Consider the following 17,492-nt stretch of genomic DNA (forward strand, 5'->3'; position numbering starts at 1 on the left):
GGTGCGTCAGTGCGCCGCCTCGTGCCAGGAGCGGCCGGTGCCCACCGAGACCTCCAGCGGCACCGACAGCTCCGCCGCGCCGGCCATCTCCCGGCGCACCAGCTCCTCCAGCGCCTCCCGCTCCCCCGCCGCGACCTCGAGCACCAGCTCGTCGTGGACCTGCAGCAGCACCCGCGAGCGCAAGCCGGAGGCGCGCAGCGCCGCGTCCACCCCGAGCATCGCGACCTTGATGATGTCGGCCGCCGAGCCCTGGATGGGAGCGTTGAGGGCCATCCGCTCGGCCATCTCCCGGCGCTGGCGGTTGTCGCTGGTCAGGTCCGGCAGGTAGCGGCGCCGGCCGAGGATCGTCTCGGTGTACCCGGTGTGCCGGGCCTGCCCGACGATGCCGTGCAGGTAGTCGCGCACCCCGCCGAAGCGGGAGAAGTAGTCCTCCATGAGGGCCTTGGCCTCCTCCACGGAGATCTTCAGCTGGTTGGAGAGCCCGAACGGGGACAGCCCGTACGCCAGGCCGTACGACATGGCCTTGATCTTGGCGCGCATCTCGCCGGTGACCTCGGCGGGCTCGACCTCGAAGACCCGCGAGCCGACGAAGCGGTGCAGGTCCTCCCCCGAGCGGAACGCCTCGATCAGGCCCTCGTCACCCGACAGGTGCGCCATGATCCGCATCTCGATCTGGGAGTAGTCGGCGGTCATGAGGCTCTCGAACTCCACGCCGCCGGCCGGTGCGCCCACGACGAAGGCCTCGCGGATGCGCCGGCCCTCCTCAGTGCGGATGGGGATGTTCTGCAGGTTGGGGTCGGTGGAGCTGAGCCGGCCCGTGGCGGCGATCATCTGGTTGAACGTGGTGTGGATGCGGCCGTCGTCGGCGACCGCCTTGCGCAGCCCCTCCACCGTCTGCCGGAGGCGGCTGGCGTCGCGGTGGGCGAGCAGGTGCATCAGGAAGGGGTGCTCGGTCTTGACGTAGAGCGCCGCCAGGGCGTCGGCGTCGGTGGTGTACCCGGTCTTGGTGCGCTTGGTCTTGGGCATCTGGAGCTGCTCGAACAGCACCGTCTGCAGCTGCTTGGGCGAGCCGAGGTTGATCTCGGTGCCGATGACCCCGTACGCCAGCGCCTGGGCCTGCTCCACCTTCTCCGCGAAGCGCCGCTCCAGCTCGGCGAGGAGGTCCGCGTCCACGGCGATGCCCGCGCGCTCCATCCCCCCCAGCACGTCCACCAGCGGCAGCTCGACCTCGTGCAGCAGCCGGGTGCCGCCGCGGCGCTCCAGCTCGGCGCCGAGGACCCCGGCCAGCTCGGCCACCGCCAGGGCGCGCACCATCGCGTCCTCGGCGGCGGCGTGCCGGTCCGCGCCCAGCGGGCCGTCCCCCGCGTCCAGCAGGAGCTGGTCGCCGGCCGGCGCCGCGCTCGTCTCGGCGCGCAGCTCGCGGCCGAGGTGGCGCACGGCGAGGTCGGACAGGTCGTAGCTGCGCTGGTCGGGGTAGCACAGGTACGCCGCCAGGGCGGTGTCCTGCCGCAGCCCGGCCAGGGTCCAGCCGCGGGCGGCCAGGGCGTGCGCCGGGCCCTTCACGTCGTGCGCGACCTTGCCGCGCGCCGGGTCGGCCAGCCACTGCGCCAGGGCCCGCTCCGCGGCCTCGTCGAGGGTGGCGGGGTCCAGCCACGCGGCGGTGCCGCCGTCGGTGGCCAGCGCCAGGCCGCCGGCGTCGCCGCGCCCACCCGCCCAGGTGCCGGCCACGTGCAGCCCGAGGGTGCCGCCGCCGTGCTCGGCGAGCCAGCCGGGCACCTCGGCGGGGTCCAGGACGCGCCCGTCGACGCCGAAACCCTCCTCGGCCTCGGGCTCGGCGGCCGTGAGCGTCGCGAAGAGGCGCTCGCGCAGGACGCGGAACTCCAGGCCGTCGAAGACGGTGTGGACCCGCTCGCGGTCCCACGCCCGCCGGTGCAGGTCCGCCACCTCCACGGGTAGGTCGAGGTCGCGCACCAGGGCGTTGAGGCGGCGGTTGCGCAGGACCCCGTCGAGGTGGGCCCGCAGGCTCTCCCCCGCCTTGCCCCTGATCTGGTCGACGTGGGCGACCACCCCGTCGAGCCCGCCGTAGGTGGTGATCCACTTCGCGGCCGTCTTGGGGCCCACGCCGGGCACGCCGGGCAGGTTGTCGCTGTCCTCGCCGACGAGCGCGGCGAGGTCCGGGTAGCGCTCCGGCGGGACGCCGTACCGCTCCTCCACCACCTGCGGCGTCATGCGGACCAGGTCCGAGACGCCCTTGCGGGGGTACAGGACCGTGACGTGCTCGCCGACGAGCTGCAGGGAGTCGCGGTCGCCGGTGGAGACGAGGACGTCGTAGCCGGCGGCGACGGCGCGGGTGGTGAGGGTGGCGAGGACGTCGTCGGCCTCGTAGCCGTCCTTCACCACCACGGGCACGTTCAGCGCGTCGAGGACCTCCTTGACGAGCTCGACCTGACCGGCGAACTCCGAGGGGCTCTTGGCGCGGTTGGCCTTGTACTCGGCGTACTCCTCGGTGCGGAACGTCTGGCGCGAGACGTCGAAGGCCACCGCGAGGTGGGTGGGTTCCTCGTCGCGCAGGACGTTGATGAGCATCGAGGTGAAGCCGTACACGGCGTTGGTGTGCTGCCCGGTGCTGGTGGAGAAGTTCTCCACGGGCAGCGCGTAGAACGCCCGGTACGCCAGGGAGTGCCCGTCGACGAGCAGCAGCCGCGGCCGGGTTCCCGGCGCGGCGCGGCGCGCGGGGGTGGTCGCGGACGTCGGCGCGGCGGCTTCTGCGGTCACGGCGCTCAGCGTAGGTGCTGGCACCGACGTCCGCGCCGGGCGCCCGCCGCGGCGCGCGGCCCGCTCAGGAGGCCGGCGCCGCGCCCGGTACGACGCCCTCGCCGAGCCCGGCGCGGCGCGCGGCACGGCGGCCGGGCAGCGTGTCGGGGTCCGCGGCGCGGGAGACGGCGGCGTGCGCCCGCGCCAGGCGCCCGCGCAGGGAGCGGCGCCGGGCGAGGAGGTCCTCGGTGCTGGCCGAGACGTCGTCCGGGCACAGCCTGCGCCGCAGCACCGCCAGCGGCACGGCGCGGCGCACGACGACGGGGGCGAAACCCAGCCGGGCCATGTAGCGGGTGTACTCCCGGTCGCCCGGCAGGACGGTGCAGGTCAGCTCGTCGGCGCCCTCCTCCTGGGCCAGCGCCAGAGCGCGCCGCAGCAGGGCGCGGCCCACGCCGCGGCGGCGCAGGTCGGGGCTGACGTGCAGGTGCTCCACGCACGGGCCGGCGCTCGTGGTCAGCGGCAGCAGCGTCTGCGGCGAGAGCAGCGCGTACCCCGCCGGCCGGGCCCCGAGCGTGGCGAGCAGCACCCGCACCGAGCCGTCGCCGAGGGCCCGCTCGAGCCGGGCGCGGACCTGCACGGTGGTGATGCGCAGCGGCGTGGAGTCGAAGCGGGCCTGCCCGTAGAGCTCCATCAGCGCGTCCACGTCGGCGGTGGTCGCCAGACGTACCTCCACTGGAGGTCGTGCCACAGCGTCCTCCTCGAACGACCAGGCCCCCGTGCCGGCGGCCGCGGAACGCGACCCGGGCGAACTCTAGGGGCCAGCCGGGCCGGACGTAAATGGGCCGTGAACCCGCGGTGCCCGTCCCGTGAGAGCGCTCCCCGGAACGGTGGCGCAGAGCTGAACGGAGATGACGCGGGGTGATCCGGCGGAGACGCGCCGACGGCTGGCACCCGCTGCGGGGTACCGGCCGCGGGCCGGGGCGCGGGCGCTGCTCAGACGTCGCCGCCGAGGTAGGCCGCGCGGATGCTGTCGTCCTCCGCGAGCTGCGCGCCGGTGCCCTCGCGCACCACCTCGCCGGTCTCCAGCACGTAGGCCAGGTCCGCGGTGCGCAGCGCCTGCATGGCGTTCTGCTCCACCAGCAGCACCGTCGTGCCCTGGGAGTTGATCTCCCGCACGATCGAGAAGATCTGCTGGATGAGCTTGGGCGCCAGACCCATCGACGGCTCGTCCAGCAGCAGCAGCTTGGGCCGCGACATCAGCGCCCGGCCGATGGCGAGCATCTGCTGCTCACCACCGGACATGGTGCCCGCCGGCTGCGCACGGCGCTCCAGCAGGCGCGGGAACAGCGTGAAGACCCGTTCCTGGTCCTGCTTCAGCGCCGCCGAGCGGCGGTCCCTGCGCGTGTAGGCGCCCATGTCGAGGTTCTCCTCGACGGTCATGCCGGGGAAGATGCCGCGCCCCTCCGGTGCCTGGCAGATCCCGCGCTGCACCAGCTTGTGGGAGGGGACCTTGGTGATGTCCTCGCCCTCGAAGAGGATCCGGCCGCGCCGCACCGCGCGCAGGCCCGAGACGGTCTTCAGGGTGGTCGTCTTGCCCGCCCCGTTGGCCCCGATCAGGGTGGCGATCGTGCCGAGCGGCACCCGGAAGGAGATGTCCCGGATGGCCTCGATGCGCCCGTAGTTGACCGACAGGTCCTCCACGACGAGGAGGTCCTCCCCGCCGCGCGCGGGCTTGCCGTCAGGACTGCTCATCGTCCTCGACCCCCAGGTAGGCCGCGATGACCGCGGGATCGTTCTGGATCTGTTCCGGGAGCCCGTCGGCGATCTTCTTGCCGAACTCCAGCACCACGATCCGGTCGGTGACGCCCATGACCAGGCGCATGTCGTGCTCGATGAGCAGGACGGTGTTGCCCATGTCCCGCACCCGGCGGATGAGCTCCATGAGCCGCTGCTTCTCCACCGGGTTGAACCCCGCGGCGGGCTCGTCCAGGCACAGCAGCTTCGGCTTCGTGGCCAGCGCCCGGGCGATCTCCAGGCGGCGCTGCTCGCCGTAGGAGAGGTTGCGCGCCAGGTCGTCGGCCCGGTGCGACAGGTCCATCAGCGCGAGCAGCTCGTCGGCCAGGCGGTTGCCCTCGGCCTCCTCCCGCCGGTGCCGCGGCAGGCGGAACAGCGCGGAGAGCACGCCGGTGCGGTGGTGGGCGTCGGCCCCCACCAGGACGTTCTCCCGGGCCGTCATGTTCTGGAACAGGCGGATGTTCTGGAACGTGCGGGCGATGCCGAGGCGGTTGATCTGGTACCGCTTGCGCCGGCCCAGCGGGCTGCCGTCGAAGACGACCTGACCGGAGGTGGGCTGGTACACGCCGGTCAGGGCGTTGAAGCACGTCGTCTTGCCGGCGCCGTTGGGGCCGATCAGGCCGAGGATCTCCCCCGGGTGGATCTCGAAGCTGACGTCGTTGAGGGCCACGACGCCGCCGAAGCGCAGCGTGACGTTCTCCATGCGGAGCAGGGGCCCGCCGGCGCCGGACGGCGCCGCGGACGCGGACACGGCGGCCTCAGCCACGGGCCGCTCCTTCCTCGAGTGCGGAGAGCTGCTGCGACGCGGCCTTGGCGCGGCGGCTGCGCCGCGGGGGCAGCAGGCCCTGCGGGCGGTAGTTCGCCAGCACCAGCAGCGCGACGCCGAAGATGAGCACCCGGAAGTCGGCCGCCTCGCGGAAGCGCTCCGGCAGGTAGGCGACGACCACGGCGCCCACCAGGGCGCCCCAGCGGTTGCCCTGCCCGCCGATGACGACCGCGGCGAGGAAGAGCATCGACAGGTTGATGATGAACGACTCGGGGTTCACCGAGCCCTGCCGCGAGGCGAACAGCGCCCCCGACAGCCCGCCGATGAAGGCGCCCATCGCGAACGCCAGCAGCTTGAAGCGGAACGTCGGCACCCCGTTGAGCTCGGCGGCCTCCTCGTCCTCGCGGGTGGCCTCCCAGGCGCGCCCCACGCGGCTGTTCTGCAGCAGGGTGTCGCCGAACAGGATGAGCAGCACGATCGTCAGGGCCAGCCAGTAGTAGGGCGTGGCGTCGAGCAGCCCGAACTTCATGAAGATGCTCGTGTTGCCCAGGTCGACGAAGGCGGTGGCGCCCTGCCAGGTCAGGGAGGGCAGCTCCACCAGCGGCAGGTCCGGCGGGCGGGGCACGCCCTGGATGCCGCGGGCGCCGTTGAGCCACTCGGAGTTCAGCGCCACCAGGCGGATGATCTCCCCGAACCCGAGGGTCACGATCGCCAGGTAGTCACCGCGCACCCGCAGCGTCGGGGCACCCAGCAGCAGGCCGGAGGCCGTGGAGATGGTGACCGCCAGCACGATGAGGACCAGCCACGGCAGCTTGCCGTGCAGGGACCCGAGCACCGCGACCGTGTAGGCACCCACGGCGTAGAAGCCGACGTAGCCCAGGTCCAGCAGGCCGGCGTAGCCGAGCACGATGTTCAGCCCGAGCGCGACGATCGCGTAGGAGGCGACCGTGAACAGCACGGAGCGGAAGTCGCTGTCCGGGGTGGAGAGGATCGGCAGGTTCAGCAGCGGCAGCGCGTAGAGGAACAGCGCCAGCGCCACGAGCGCGGCGATCCGCAGCGGGCGCGAGGCGGACAGGCGCGCCCTCGGGCGGGCGGGAGCGGCGGCGGTGCTCATGCGCGGGCCTTCCCCAGGGACTCGCCGAGCAGGCCCGTGGGCCGGAACAGCAGGACCACGACGAGGAGCACGAAGGCCACCACGTCCTTCCACTCGGTGCCGAAGATGTTGGAGCCGTAGTTCTCGGCCAGGCCCAGCACCAGCCCGCCCAGCAGGGCACCGCGGATGTTGCCGATGCCGCCGAGGACCGCGGCGGTGAACGCCTTGATGCCCAGGACGAACCCGACGTTGAAGCGGGTGACGCCGATGTGCATCAGGTACAGCAGCGACGCCGCGCCGGCCATGAGCCCGCCGAGCAGGAACGTCAGCTGGATGACCCGGTCGCGGTTGACGCCCATGAGGGCGGCGGCCTCCGGGTCCTGGGAGACGGCGCGCACACCGCGGCCCAGGCGGGAGCGGCGGACGAACTGGTCGAGGGCGACCATCATGAGGACCGCAGCGACCAGCACGATGACCTGGTTGCTGCGGATGCCGAAGCCGGCGACCTGGACGAGCTCGACGTTGGGCAGCGGGTTGACGAACGGGGTGATGTCGCGGGCTCGGGTCACGTAGGGGGCCAGCACGTCGCCCAGGCCCACGGCGCCGGCGATGCGGTCGCGCAGGCCCATGGCCTCGGCCAGGAGGAACGAGGCGCCGATGGCGGAGATGAGCGCGACCAGGGGCGGCGCGTTCTTCCTGCGCAGCCGGGAGTAGGCGACCTTCTCCACGAGCAGCGCGACGCCGCCGCTGACGGCCATGGCGGCCACCAGCGCGAGCAGCAGGAAGGCGACCGCCACCGGCACGGACATCCCCCCGCTGGCACCCAGCGCCGTCATGACCCACACGGCGGCGAAGGTCCCCCACATGAAGACCTCGGAGTGCGCGAAGTTGATGAGGCGCAGGACGCCGTAGACGAGGGTGTACCCCAGGGCGAACAGGGCGTAGATGGCGCCGACGACCAGACCCGTGAAGGTCAGGTCGAGGAACGTCGACAGGCTCACAGGCGGTCCTCTGGGGTCAGGGGGCGGCGGAGTGCCCGTACCTTACGGGCACCCCGCCGCGAGGGGTGGTGGTGGCGGGAGGGTCAGCCGACCTCGATCTCCTGGTCGGTCACGATCTTGCCGCCCTGCACCTTGTACGCCCACACCGAGATCTCGCTCGGCTCGCCCTTCTCGTCGAACTTCAGCTGCTTGGTGACGCCGGCGTCGTCGTAGCCGCGGACGAAGTCGAGCAGCCCGGCGCGGTCGGTCTTCCCGTCGGCGATCCCGGCGAGCAGGATGTTCGCCGCGTCGTAGCCCTCCGCGGAGTACGTCGCGGGCGCGGCGCCGACGGCCTTCTCGTAGTCGGCGGCGAAGGTGCCCTCGGCCTCCTCGGGCGGCAGGCAGGGGCAGGTGATGATGGTGCCCTCGGCGGCCGCGCCGGCGGACTGGATGAGCCCGTCGTCCTTGGCGCCGTCGTCCGTGACGAACGTCATCTGCAGGCCGGCGTCGCGCATCTGCTTCACCAGCAGGCCGGCCTCGGCGTAGTACCCGCCGAAGAAGACCGCGTCGGCACCGGACTCGCGGATCTTGGTGACGGTGGCGGCGAAGTCGGTCTGCTTCTGCTGGATGGTGTCGTTGCCGACGACCGAGGCGCCGAGCTCCTCGCGGACGATGTCCGCCAGGCCCTTGCCGTACTCGGTGGCGTCGTCGACGACGAAGGGCTTCTGCGCCTTCAGGACGTCCTTGATGTACGTGGCCGCCGCCGGGCCCTGGGTGTTGTCGTTGCCCAGGACGCGGAAGAACGTCTTCCAGCTCTGCTCCGACAGCGTCGGGTTGGTCGCCGAGGGCGTGATGTGCACGAGGCCCGCCTCGTTGAACAGCGGGTCGGCGACCTTGGACTCACCGGAGAAGGCGGGGCCGACGATGCCGAGGACCTTGTCGTCCTGGATGGCCTCGTTCGCCAGGCCCGGCGCCTGGTCCGGGGAACCCGCCGAGTCGAACTCGCGCAGCTCGACCTTGCAGTCGGCGTTCTCGGCGTTGTGCTCGTCGACGGCGAGCTTCACGCCGTTGCGGATGTTGATGCCGAGGTTGGCGGCGTCACCGGTGAGCGCACCGAAGAAGCCGATCTTGAGGCCCTCGCACGCACCCCCGCCGCCGCCGCTGGCGCTGCTGGTCGGGTCCGTGCTGCCGCCGGTGGTGCCGCCGCAGGCGGTGAGCAGCAGCGCGATCGCGGCCACCGGGGTGACGAACTTGACGCTAGAACGCACGGGGGTCCTCCTCCAGCGGTGCGGGCGGGGCACGTGGAGGCCCCGCGTCCCGGAGGTGATTACCGGGACGCGGTGACCCTAGTCAATGTGCGCGGCTTGCAGGGCCCAACAGGCCGTGCTTGACATGCCTGTTACACACCTGTTGTGCTATTGACCCTGCGTACCGGGTTGATCACGGCTTGGCGCGGGTCTCCCCGGCGTTGATGACCGTGGTCGCCACCTCGCGCATCGTCAGCCGCTTGTCCATCGACGTCTTCTGGATCCAGCGGAAGGCCTCGGGCTCGCTCATCCCGAACTGCGTCTGCAGCTTGGACTTGGCGCGGTCCACCAGCTTGCGCGTCTCGAAGCGGTCGGCGAGGTCGGCGACCTCCTCCTCCAGCGCCACGATCTGCTGGTGCCGGCTGACCGCGATCTCCACCGCGGGCAGCAGGTCCGCCGCGGTGAAGGGCTTGACCACGTAGGCCATCGCCCCGGCGTCCCGGGCGCGCTCGACCAGCTCGGCCTGGGAGAAGGCGGTGAGCAGCACGACCGGCGCGATGCGCGCCTTGATGATGCGCTCGGCCGCGGAGATCCCGTCCAGGACGGGCATCTTGATGTCCATCACGACGAGGTCGGGCTTGTGCTCCTCGGCGAGCTGCACGGCGGTCTCGCCGTCACCGGCCTGCCCGACCACGTCGAAGCCGGCCTCGGTCAGCATCTCGACCACGTCGAGACGGATGATCGCCTCGTCCTCGGCCACGACCACGCGGCGGGCGGGGGTGGCGGGAGCGGGAGGCCCGTCAGGTGCGTTCGTCACGTCGGCATCCTAGAGGTGCCGCCCCCGGCTCTCACGCCCGTCCACCGCCCTCCGGGCGCGGCGCGCCTCGCGGGCGGCCCGCGGCGCGCCTCGCGGGCGGCCCGCGGGGACCCGCGGGGGTGCCGCGGGCACGGCCCCGTGGAGGGCGTTCGCTAGGGTTGCTCCCCGCGCCCCGGTAGCCCAACCGGCAGAGGCAGTCGACTCAAACTCGATCCAGTGTGGGTTCGAATCCCACCCGGGGCACGCGCGAGGGGGTGCCTCCCGTTCCCGGGAGGCACCCCCTCGTCCGTGCCCGCAGCGCCGGCGCACCCGCCGGCGCAGGCGTCTCAGACGGCGTAGCCGGGAGCCGCGACGTTCACGGCGTCCCCGATGCGGTGCACGCGCACGGCGTTGGTCGAGCCGGCGATGCCGGGCGGGGAGCCGGCCACGATGACGACGAGGTCACCCTCCTGGCAGCGGCCGTGCTCCAGCAGCAGCGTCTCCACCTGGCGGACCATGTCGTCGGTGTGCTTGACCATCGGGCCGAGGAAGGTCTCCACGCCCCAGCTGAGGGAGAGGCGGCGCTGGACCGACTCGTGCGGGGTGAAGGCCAGCAGGGGGACGCGCGGGCGCAGGCGCGACATCCGGCGCGCCGAGTCGCCCGTCGTCGTGAACGTCACGAGGAACTTCGCGTGCAGGGCGTCGCCGATGGCGAGCGCCGCGGCCGTGACCGCGCCGCCCTTCGTCGCCGGGGTGGTGCCCAGGGGCGCGATCCGGTCGGCGCCGTGCTCCTCGGTGTTCTCGATGATGCGCGACATCGTGCGCACCGCCTCCAGGGCGAAGGAGCCGACGCTCGTCTCCCCGGACAGCATGAGCGCGTCCGCGCCGTCGAGCACGGCGTTGGCGCAGTCGGATGCCTCGGCCCGCGTCGGGCGGGGTGCGGTGATCATCGACTCGAGCATCTGGGTGGCCACGATGACGGGCTTGGCCTGGCGGCGGGCCAGCTCGACGGCGCGCTTCTGGACGAGGGGGACCTCCTCCAGCGGCAGTTCCACGCCGAGGTCGCCGCGGGCCACCATGATGCCGTCGAAGGCGGCGACGACCTCGCGGAGGTTCTCCACCGCCTGCGGCTTCTCCACCTTCGCGATGACGGGGACGGTGATGCCCTCCTCCGTCATGATCTTCCGGACGTCCTCGGCGTCGGCCGCGTTGCGCACGAAGGACAGCGCCACGAGGTCCACGCCGAGGCGCAGGGCGAAGCGCAGGTCGTCCTTGTCCTTCTCCGACAGCGCGGGGACGCTGACCGCCACGCCCGGCAGGTTGATGCCCTTGTTGTTGGAGACGGGGCCGGGGACCTCGCACTCGCACACGACCCGGGGACCGTCCACCTCGAGCACCCGCAGGCCGACGCGGCCGTCGTCGATGAGGATGCGGTCGCCGGCGGAGACGTCGCCCGTGAGGCCCTTGTAGGTGGTGGAGACGAGCTCCCGGGTGCCGGGGACGTCCTCGGTGGTGATGGTGATCCGGTCGCCCACCGCCAGCTGGTGCGGGCCGTCGGTGAACTTCCCGAGCCGGATCTTGGGGCCCTGGAGGTCGGCGAGGACGGCGACGCTGCGGCCGGTGGCCTCGCTCGCCCGGCGGACCCCGGCGAAGTTCGCCCGGTGGTCGTCGTGGGAGCCGTGACTGAGGTTCATCCGCGCGACGTCCATCCCCGCGGTGACCAGCGCCTGGAGACGCTCGTCGCCGGCGACCGCCGGCCCGAGCGTGCAGACGATCTTCGCTCTGCGCATGGACGCGAGCCTATTGCGTCGCCACCCCGCGCAGACCCGGGGGGATGCCGCGGCGTGGCATCGACACGCGACGTCCACGGGTAAGCGCTTGCTGATGAACGGCGGAAACCCCGCCCCGGCAGCACCGGGGCGGGGCGTCCTGAGAACTCAGGCGGTCAGCGGCCTGGCGTGCGCCTCGACCGGGAAGGGCAGCATCGTGGAACCCATCAGGTGCGCGTCCACCGAGGCGGCGCACGCGCGGCCCTCGGCGATCGCCCACACGATCAGCGACTGCCCGCGGCCGGCGTCGCCGGCGACGAACACCCCGGGGACCGAGGTGGCGTAGTCGCCGCTGCGCACCAGGTTGGTGCGCTCGTCCGTCGCCAGCCCGAGCTGCTCCAGCAGCGGGCTCTGCTCCGGGCCGGTGAAACCGATGGCCAGCAGCACCAGCTGCGCGGGCAGCACCTGCTCGGTGCCCTCCAAGGGCGTCCAGCGCCCGTCCACCTTGCGGGCCTCGACGATCTTCACGCCGCTCAGCCGGCCGTCCTCGCCGACGAACTCCGTCGTGCTCGCGGAGAACACCCGGTCCCCGCCCTCCTCGTGGGAGGAGGAGACGGAGAACACCTTCGGCATCGTCGGCCACGGCTCGTGCCCGGCGCGCTCCTCGGCCGCCCGCGGGTAGATGTCCAGCTGCGTCACCGACCGCGCGCCCTGCCGCAGCGCCGTGCCGTAGCAGTCCGAACCGGTGTCGCCGCCGCCGATGATGACGACGTCCAGGCCCGCGGCGTCGATCAGCCCCGGCGGGTCCACCTCCCCCACCGCGACGCGGTTGGTGGGCGGCAGGTAGTCCATCGCCTGGTGGATGCCCGCGAGCTCCCGGCCCGGGTAGTCCACGTCGCGCGCCCGCGTCGCCCCGACGGCGACGACGACCGCGTCGTAGCGCTCCCGCAGCGCCTCCCCGGTGAGGTCCACCCCGACGTCCACGCCCGGGCGGAAGCGCGTGCCCTCCGCCTCCATCTGGGCCAGGCGCCGGTCCAGCACCGAGCGCTCCATCTTGAACTCGGGGATGCCGTACCGCATCAGCCCCCCGATCCGGTCGGCGCGCTCGAACACCGCCACGGTGTGCCCCGCCCGGGTCAGCTGCTGGGCCGCGGCCAGGCCGGCCGGGCCCGAGCCGACCACCGCCACCGTGCGGCCGGTGAGGCGCTCCGGCGGGCGCGGCTCCAGCCAGCCGTGGTCGACGGCGCTGGCGGCGATGGCCTCCTCGACCTGCTTGATGGTCACCGAGGGCTGGTTGATCCCCAGCACGCACGCGGACTCGCAGGGCGCCGGGCACAGCTTGCCGGTGAACTCCGGGAAGTTGTTCGTGGCGTGCAGCCGCTCGGAGGCCTCGTGCATGTCACCGCGCAGCACCAGGTCGTTCCACTCGGGGATGAGGTTCCCCAGCGGGCAGGCGTTGTGGCAGAAGGGGATGCCGCAGTCCATGCAGCGGCCGGCCTGCCGCCGCAGCGTCGCCGAGTCCTGCCGCTCGTAGACCTCGCGCCAGTCCATCAGCCGGATGGGGACCGGCCGCCGCGGCGGCGTCTCCCGCTCGCGGACCTTCAGGAATCCGCGGTTGTCAACCATGCGAAGCCTCCATGATGCGGGTCAGGACCTCCTCGTCGTCGGGCGCGAGGCCCTCGGCGGCCGCGGCGGCGCGCACCTCCAGCACGCGCCGGTAGTCACGCGGGACCACCGTCGTGAAGCGCTGGCGGGAGGCACCCCAGTCGGCGAGCAGCCTGCCCGCGACGACGGAGCCGGTGTGCTCGCGGTGCGCGACGAGCAGGTCGTGGACGCGGGCGGCCGCGGCGTCGTCCAGCGGCTGCAGCTCCACCATCTGCGTGTTGACGCGGTGCTCCTTCAGGTCCAGCACGTGCGCCAGGCCCCCGGACATGCCGGCCGCCAGGTTCCGGCCGGTGCGGCCCAGGATCACGACCTCACCGCCGGTCATGTACTCCAGCGCGTGGTCGCCCACGCCCTCCACGACCGCGGTGGCGCCGGAGTTGCGGACGCAGAACCGCTCCCCCACCTCCCCGCGCAGGAACAGCTCCCCGCGCGTGGCGCCGTACCCGATCACGTTGCCCGCGATGATGTTGCGCTCGCGGGCGCCGGAGGAGCGGTCCGGGCGCACGATGACGCGCCCGCCCGACAGGCCCTTGCCGACGTAGTCGTTGGTGTCGCCGAACAGGCGGATCGTCACCCCCGGGGGCAGGAACGCGCCGAGGGACTGCCCGCCCGAGCCGGTCAGGGTGATGTCGATCGTGCCGTCCGGCAGGCCCTGCTCGCCGTACCGCTTGGTGACCTCGTTGCCGAGCATCGCGCCGATCGTGCGGTTGACGTTGCGCACCGGCAGCTCGATCCTGACCGGCGCGCCCCGCTCGAGCGCGTCGTGGCTGCGCTCGATGAGGACGTGGTCCAGCGCCTTCTCCAGGCCGTGGTCCTGCTGCGTGGTGCAGCGCAGCGGCGTGCCCTCCGGCACGTCCGGGCGCGCCAGCACCGGGGACAGGTCCAGCCCGGAGGCCTTCCAGTGCTCCACGGCGCGGCGGGCGTCGAGGACCTCGACGCGGCCGATGGCCTCCTCCAGGGTCCGGAAGCCCAGCGCCGCGAGGTACTCGCGCACCTCCTGCGCGAGGAACTCGAAGAACGCCACGACGTGGTCGGCCTGGCCGGCGAAGCGGGCCCGCAGCTCGGGGTTCTGCGTGGCGATGCCCACCGGACAGGTGTCCAGGTGGCACACGCGCATCATGATGCAGCCCTCGACGACCAGCGGTGCGGTGGCGAAGCCGTACTCCTCCGCACCGAGGAGCGCCGCGATGACGACGTCCCGGCCGGTCTTGAGCTGGCCGTCCACCTGCACGTTGATCCGGTCGCGCAGGCCGTTGAGCACGAGCGTCTGCTGGGTCTCGGCCAGCCCGAGCTCCCAGGGGCCGCCGGCGTGCTTCAGGCTCGTCAGCGGCGCCGCACCGGTGCCGCCGTCGTGGCCGGAGACGAGGACCACGTCCGCCTTGGCCTTGCTGACGCCCGCCGCGACCGTGCCCACGCCGACCTCGGAGACGAGCTTGACGTGCACCCGTGCCTCGCGGTTGGCGTTCTTGAGGTCGTGGATGAGCTGTGCGAGGTCCTCGATGGAGTAGATGTCGTGGTGCGGCGGCGGGGAGATCAGGCCCACCCCGGGCGTGGAGTGCCGCGTCCGGGCGATGTTCGGGTAGACCTTGTGGCCGGGCAGCTGCCCGCCCTCGCCGGGCTTGGCGCCCTGGGCCATCTTGATCTGCAGGTCCGTGGCGTGCGTCAGGTACATCGACGTCACCCCGAAGCGGCCCGAGGCGATCTGCTTGATCGAGCTGCGGCGCGCCGGGTCGAGCAGCCGCTCGACGTCCTCGCCGCCCTCGCCGGTGTTGGACTTGCCGCCGAGGCGGTTCATCGCGATCGCCAGGACCTCGTGCGACTCCGCGCTGATGGAGCCGTAGCTCATCGCGCCGGTGGAGAACCGCTTGACGATCTCGCTGACGGGCTCGACCTCGTCCAGCGGCAGGGGCTCGCGCACGCCCTTGCGCAGCTGCAGCAGCCCGCGCAGGGTCATCGTCCGCTCGGACTGCTCGTCCACGCCCCGGGTGTACTGCTTGAACACCTCGTAGCTGCGGGTGCGGGTGGAGTGCTGCAGGCGGAAGACGGCCTCCGGGCTGAACAGGTGCGGCTCGCCGTCGCGGCGCCACTGGTACTCCCCGCCCGTCTCCAGGCGCCGGTGGGCCTGCTGCTGCCCCTCCACCGGGTACGCCACCCGGTGCCGGCGCGCGACCTCCTCCGCGAGGACGTCGAGGCCCACACCGCCCAGGCGGGTGGTGGTGGCGGTGAAGTACTCGTCCACCAGGGTCTGCGAGAGGCCGAGCGCCTCGAACACCTGCGCGCCGCGGTAGGACGCCACGGTCGAGATGCCCATCTTGCTCATGACCTTCAGCACGCCCTTGCCGAGGGCCTTGATGAGGTTGCGGACCGCGCTCTCGGGCTCCACGCCGGTGAGGACACCGTTGCGGACCATGTCCTCGACGGTCTCCATGGCCAGGTACGGGTTGACCGCCGCGGCGCCGTACCCGATGAGCAGCGCGACGTGGTGCACCTCGCGCACGTCCCCCGCCTCGACGACCAGGCCCACCCGGGTGCGGGTGCGCTGGCGCACGAGGTGGTGGTGCACCGCGGAGGTGATCAGCAGCGACGGGATCGGCGCCAGCTCGGCGGTGGAGTCGCGGTCGGAGAGCACCACGAACACCGCGCCGTCGGCGATCGCCTGGCTGACCTCGGCGCGGATCTCCTCGATCCGGCGGGCCAGCTCCGCGCCGCCGCCGCCCACGCGGTACAGGCTCCTGACGATGTGCGTGGTGCGGCCGGGGTTCTTGCGGTCCCGGTCGATGTGGACGATCTTGGCGAGCTCGTCGTTGTCGATCACCGGGAAGGGCAGCACCAGCTGCTGGGCGTGCTCGGGCGAGGCCGCGAGGATGTTCTTCTGCGGGCCGGTCGTCGTGACGAGCGAGGTGACGAGCTCCTCGCGGATGGCGTCCAGCGGCGGGTTGGTCACCTGCGCGAAGAGCTGGGTGAAGTAGTCGAACAGCAGCCGCGGGCGCGAGGAGAGCACCGCGATGGGGGTGTCGGAGCCCATCGAGCCGATCGGCTCCGCACCGGCGCGCGCCATCGGCGCGAGGAGCAGGCGCAGCTCCTCCTCGGTGTAGCCGAACGTCTGCTGCCGGCGGGCCACCGAGGCGTGGGTGTGCACCACGTGCTCGCGCGGGGGCAGGTCCTGCAGGCGCACGACGTTGTCGTCCAGCCACTGCTGGTACGGGTGCTGCGCGGCGAGCTCGGACTTGATCTCCTCGTCGTCCACGACGCGGCCGGCGGCGGTGTCCACGAGGAACATCCGGCCCGGCTGCAGGCGCCCGCGGGTGACGACGGAGGCGGGGTCGAGGTCGAGGACGCCGACCTCGCTGGCGAGCACGACGAGGCCCTCGTCGGTGATCCAGTACCGGGAGGGGCGCAGCCCGTTGCGGTCCAGGACGGCGCCGATGAGCGTGCCGTCGGTGAACGTCACGCTGGCGGGGCCGTCCCAGGGCTCCTGGAACATGGAGTGGAACTCGTAGAAGGCCCGGCGGGCCGGGTCCATCTCGGTGTGGTTCTCCCACGCCTCCGGGATCATCATGAGCACCGCGTGCGGCAGCGAGCGGCCCGAGAGGTGCACCAGCTCCAGCACCTCGTCGAAGGAGGCGGAGTCCGAGCCCTCGGTGGCGCAGATCGGCGAGAGCCGCTGCACGCCGCCGGGGATCAGGTCCGTCTCCAGCTGGCTCTCCCGCGCGGCCATCCAGTTGCGGTTGCCGCGCACGGTGTTGATCTCGCCGTTGTGCGCGATGAGCCGGAACGGGTGCGCCAGCGGCCACGAGGGGAAGGTGTTCGTGGAGAAGCGCGAGTGCACGAGCGCCAGCTCGGTGGTGTACCGGCGGTCGGACAGGTCCGGGTAGAAGGGCTCCAGCTGGCCGGTGGTCAGCATGCCCTTGTAGACGAGCGTGCGGCTGGACAGCGAGGGGAAGTACACGCCCAGGTCCCGCTCGGCGCGCTTGCGCACGGCGTAGGCGCGCCGGTCCAGCACCAGCCCGCACTCCCCCTGCGGCCCGGCGAGGAACACCTGGCGGAAGACGGGCATGCAGGCGCGCGCGGAGGTCCCCACGAGGTCCGGGGTGACGGGCACGTCGCGCCAGGCGAGGACCGTGCAGCCCTCCTCGGCGGCGATGGCCTCGATGCCCTCCACGGCGGAGGCGCGGGCGTCCTCCTCCTGCGGCAGGAAGGCGGTGCCCACGGCGTAGCGCCCGGCGGCGGGCAGGTCGACGCCGAGCTGCTCGCGCACGACCTCGCGCAGGAACGCGTCGGGCACCTGCGTGAGGATCCCGGCGCCGTCGCCGGTGTCCGTCTCGGCGCCCACCGCACCGCGGTGGTCGAGGTTGCGCAGGGCCGTGAGGGCGTGCTCGACGATGTCGTGCCCGGCCTCCCCGCGCATGGTCGCCACGAAGGCGACACCGCACGCGTCGTGCTCGGAACGCGGGTCGTACAGGCCGGTGGCACCGGGCTGCGTCGAGAAGGGCCGTGCGGAGGGAGCCATGCGGGGTGCACCGTCCTTGGGAGAGGTCCGCGACCTCGGTGGACAGGGGGGGTCGGGGCGACGGCCACCCGGCCGGCTGCCGGGTGGTCGATCAGGGTGCAGGACGGCGCTGGCCTGC

At 72.8% G+C, this 17,492-nt stretch carries 11 protein-coding genes and 1 tRNA gene; 1 reads left to right on the top strand and 11 read right to left on the bottom strand.

Going from position 1 to position 17,492, the window contains the following annotated elements:
* Nucleotides 1–6: 6 nt before the first annotated feature.
* The 8 genes from polA to ACYQBY_RS02140 all read right to left on the bottom strand — a co-directional run bounded on the left by polA (nt 7) and on the right by ACYQBY_RS02140 (nt 9,451).
* Complete coding sequence (gene polA / locus ACYQBY_RS02105) at nt 7–2,775, bottom strand: DNA polymerase I (RefSeq protein WP_459642146.1); 2,769 nt, start codon at nt 2,773–2,775, stop codon at nt 7–9.
* A gap of 64 nt (nt 2,776–2,839) precedes the next feature.
* Nucleotides 2,840–3,502 carry an N-acetyltransferase family protein gene (locus tag ACYQBY_RS02110; protein ID WP_459642147.1) on the bottom strand — a complete coding sequence of 221 codons (663 nt, stop codon included), beginning with the start codon at nt 3,500–3,502 and terminating at the stop codon, nt 2,840–2,842.
* A gap of 245 nt (nt 3,503–3,747) precedes the next feature.
* On the bottom strand, nt 3,748–4,506 hold the full coding sequence (locus ACYQBY_RS02115) for an ABC transporter ATP-binding protein (RefSeq protein ID WP_459642148.1): 759 nt from the start codon (nt 4,504–4,506) through the stop codon (nt 3,748–3,750).
* Nucleotides 4,493–5,314, bottom strand: coding sequence for an ABC transporter ATP-binding protein (locus ACYQBY_RS02120; protein WP_459642149.1), 822 nt, complete (start codon nt 5,312–5,314; stop codon nt 4,493–4,495). The genes ACYQBY_RS02115 and ACYQBY_RS02120 overlap by 14 nt, the downstream gene beginning before the upstream one ends.
* Nucleotides 5,307–6,428 (bottom strand): branched-chain amino acid ABC transporter permease, encoded by a 1,122-nt coding sequence (locus ACYQBY_RS02125; protein ID WP_459642150.1) that lies wholly within the window; start codon nt 6,426–6,428, stop codon nt 5,307–5,309. The genes ACYQBY_RS02120 and ACYQBY_RS02125 overlap by 8 nt, the downstream gene beginning before the upstream one ends.
* The gene (locus ACYQBY_RS02130) at nt 6,425–7,408 is read right to left on the bottom strand and encodes a branched-chain amino acid ABC transporter permease (RefSeq protein ID WP_459642151.1); all 984 of its coding nucleotides are present in this window, start codon (nt 7,406–7,408) and stop codon (nt 6,425–6,427) included. The genes ACYQBY_RS02125 and ACYQBY_RS02130 overlap by 4 nt, the downstream gene beginning before the upstream one ends.
* Before the next feature lie 83 nt (nt 7,409–7,491).
* The gene (locus ACYQBY_RS02135; RefSeq protein ID WP_459642152.1) at nt 7,492–8,655 is read right to left on the bottom strand and encodes a branched-chain amino acid ABC transporter substrate-binding protein; all 1,164 of its coding nucleotides are present in this window, start codon (nt 8,653–8,655) and stop codon (nt 7,492–7,494) included.
* 172 nt (nt 8,656–8,827) lie between these two features.
* A complete protein-coding gene (locus ACYQBY_RS02140; protein ID WP_459642153.1) occupies nt 8,828–9,451 on the bottom strand; it encodes an ANTAR domain-containing response regulator in 624 nt (207 codons plus the stop codon).
* A 169-nt stretch (nt 9,452–9,620) separates the two neighbouring features.
* Here ACYQBY_RS02140 and ACYQBY_RS02145 point away from each other — a divergent pair.
* Nucleotides 9,621–9,694: transfer RNA gene (locus ACYQBY_RS02145), tRNA-Leu, on the top strand.
* 83 nt (nt 9,695–9,777) lie between these two features.
* Here the strand turns inward: ACYQBY_RS02145 and pyk are convergent.
* The 3 genes from pyk to gltB all read right to left on the bottom strand — a co-directional run bounded on the left by pyk (nt 9,778) and on the right by gltB (nt 17,374).
* Nucleotides 9,778–11,220, bottom strand: a complete 1,443-nt coding sequence (gene pyk / locus ACYQBY_RS02150) for a pyruvate kinase (RefSeq protein WP_459642154.1) — start codon at nt 11,218–11,220, stop codon at nt 9,778–9,780.
* A gap of 147 nt (nt 11,221–11,367) precedes the next feature.
* Nucleotides 11,368–12,825: a glutamate synthase subunit beta gene (locus tag ACYQBY_RS02155; protein ID WP_459642155.1), complete on the bottom strand. Its 1,458-nt coding sequence runs from the start codon at nt 12,823–12,825 to the stop codon at nt 11,368–11,370.
* Nucleotides 12,818–17,374, bottom strand: a complete 4,557-nt coding sequence (gltB, locus tag ACYQBY_RS02160) for a glutamate synthase large subunit (protein WP_459642156.1) — start codon at nt 17,372–17,374, stop codon at nt 12,818–12,820. Before gltB ends, ACYQBY_RS02155 begins: the two co-directional genes overlap by 8 nt.
* Nucleotides 17,375–17,492 lie beyond the last annotated feature (118 nt).

This window comes from Kineococcus anabasis, from assembly GCF_054590795.1.